The organism is Mesorhizobium sp. M7A.F.Ca.MR.362.00.0.0 (genome assembly GCF_004023175.1).
GTDB lineage: Bacteria > Pseudomonadota > Alphaproteobacteria > Rhizobiales > Rhizobiaceae > Mesorhizobium.
Genome location: NZ_RZTF01000660.1, coordinates 1 through 1,904, shown reverse-complemented (window position 1 = coordinate 1,904; position 1,904 = coordinate 1). Strand labels below are relative to the sequence as shown.

The following is a 1,904-nucleotide window of genomic DNA, read 5'->3' as shown; positions in this document are numbered from 1 at the left end:
GTCGACGCATTGGAACGTGGATGCCGGACGAGAAGTCAAGCAAGCGAACCGACCGGGCCAAGGCACAAGCCAGCCACGGCCCGGCTGTGATGCGCAAGGCCGGTGCCGCGCATTTTGCGGGAGCGAGCGTCCATGTCTCGCTGGCCGGCGAGATTGGCCTGCGGATCGTGCGTGGCGACTATCCGCCCGGCACGATCCTGCCCAACGAGTCCAGATGGGCCGAGATCTTCAATGTCAGCCGTTCGGCGGTGCGCGAAGCCATCAAGATGCTGATGGCGAAAAGCCTGCTGGCCTCACGCCCCAAGATCGGCAGCTGGGTCGAGCCGAAGGAGCGCTGGAACCTGCTCGATCGCGACGTGCTGGCGTGGTACGCGACGGCGCCCGACCGCGAGGCGTTCCTGCGAACCGTGCAGGAGTTTCGTCATATCATCGAACCGGAAGCGTCGGCCTTTGCCGCCATACGGCGCAGCGACGAGCAAATGGCGGAAATCAGCCAGGCCTGCCGCGAGATGGGCGAGGCCTTGAGCCTGCAGGAGCGTATCCGCGCTGATACGCGCTTTCATCTGGCCATCCTGCGCGCCTCCGGCAACGACCTCCTGGTGCCGCTCGGCGTGCTGATCGAGTCGGCCCTCGACCATCTCTTCGCATTCACGACGCAGCAGGTCGCCGATCAGCGCCAGGCGCAGAAGCTGCATGAGGCGATCGAAAAAAACATCCGCCTGCAGCGCCCAGCCGCCGCGCGCAACGCCGTACACAAGCTGCTTGCAGATACCGACGATGGGATAGGGCGGTGGAGGCGGTGACCGGTGCCAGGGTTGGGTAATCGGTCAAATGGTCTGCTTCTTCCCATCCTTCATCGGCATCAGGTCGACACCGTTCACCCCAGCGATATGCGTCGCCAGCATCGGCACGAATTGCTCGGCCGGCCCGGTTGCATGGGCACCGGCGAAGGAGTTCTTGGTGGCGTTGCCGAGCGGATTGGCAATACCGGCCGCACCCGCCATCGATTCCAGATAGGTCAGGTCCTTGAAGGCATTGGCGATGGTGAATTTGTGCGCGTCGCGGTCACCTTCCAGCGTCCAGCGCATGAAGGTCTGGTAGAAGCCGCAATCCATGCGGCCATTGCGAATGACGCTGTCGAAGCGCGGCGGCGAGATGCCGACCTTCTCAGCCAGCGCCAGCGCCTCGGAATAGATCGCGGCGTAGCCGAGCGAGATGAAATTGTTGAGCAGCTTCATGCGATGGCCGTCGCCGGTGTCGCCGATATGGACGATGCGGCCGGCCCAGGTTTCGATCACCGGCTTCACCCTGGCAAAGAGGGCGTCCGGCGCGCCGACCATGGCGTCGAGCGTGCCTTCCCAGGCTTCCTTCGGCGTGCGGCTGAGCGGCGCGTCGACAAAATCGATTCCGAGCGCCTTGAGTTCCGCTGCCAGCGCCACCGTCGAGACCGGATCGGAGGTCGAGCAGTCGACGACGACCGAGCCCTTTTTCAAGCCCTCCTTGAGGCCGCCGGGGCCGCGAATGATGGCTTCGACCTCGCGCGAACCGGTGACGCAGATGAAGACGATATCAGATGCCGCCGCCACATCGCGCGAGGTCGATGCTTCCGTGGCGCCGCGGCCAAGCAGGTCTTCCGCCGGTTTGCGGTTCTTGCGGCCGAGGAAGGTCAGGCTGTAGCCCTTGTCGACGATGTTCTTGGCGATCCCGTGGCCCATAAGGCCAAGCCCGATGAAGCCGATCTTTTCGCTCGCGGCAGTCGTGTTCATGTCTTCAAGTCCTGTTGCAATGATTGATGTCAGGCGCTGCCGTTTTGCAGGCGAGGGTGGTTGCGGATGGCGATATTGTCTGACAATACACATAAATTCCTGAGGATGTGGAGAGCAAAATGACGAAGCGGATCACTG

At 63.1% G+C, this 1,904-nt stretch carries 2 protein-coding genes; one reads left to right on the top strand and one right to left on the bottom strand.

The window, feature by feature from the left end; translation table 11 throughout:
- The first annotated feature begins 20 nt into the window (after positions 1-20).
- A complete protein-coding gene (locus EOC06_RS36525) occupies positions 21-803 on the top strand; it encodes a FadR/GntR family transcriptional regulator (RefSeq protein WP_127322177.1) in 783 nt (260 codons plus the stop codon).
- 24 nt (positions 804-827) lie between these two features.
- Here EOC06_RS36525 and EOC06_RS36520 read toward each other — a convergent pair whose 3' ends face one another.
- Entirely contained in the window at positions 828-1,766 is a 939-nt protein-coding gene (locus tag EOC06_RS36520; RefSeq protein WP_127331723.1) for an NAD(P)-dependent oxidoreductase, read from the bottom strand.
- Between the last annotated feature and the right edge of the window lie 138 nt (positions 1,767-1,904).

What these genes read in the sequence shown, in the direction of transcription:
- EOC06_RS36525 (WP_127322177.1), top strand. Translation starts at nt 21, where the DNA reads ATGCCGGACGAGAAGTCAAGCAAGCGAACCGACCGGGCCAAGGCACAA.
- EOC06_RS36520 (WP_127331723.1), bottom strand. Translation starts at nt 1,766, where the DNA reads ATGAACACGACTGCCGCGAGCGAAAAGATCGGCTTCATCGGGCTTGGC.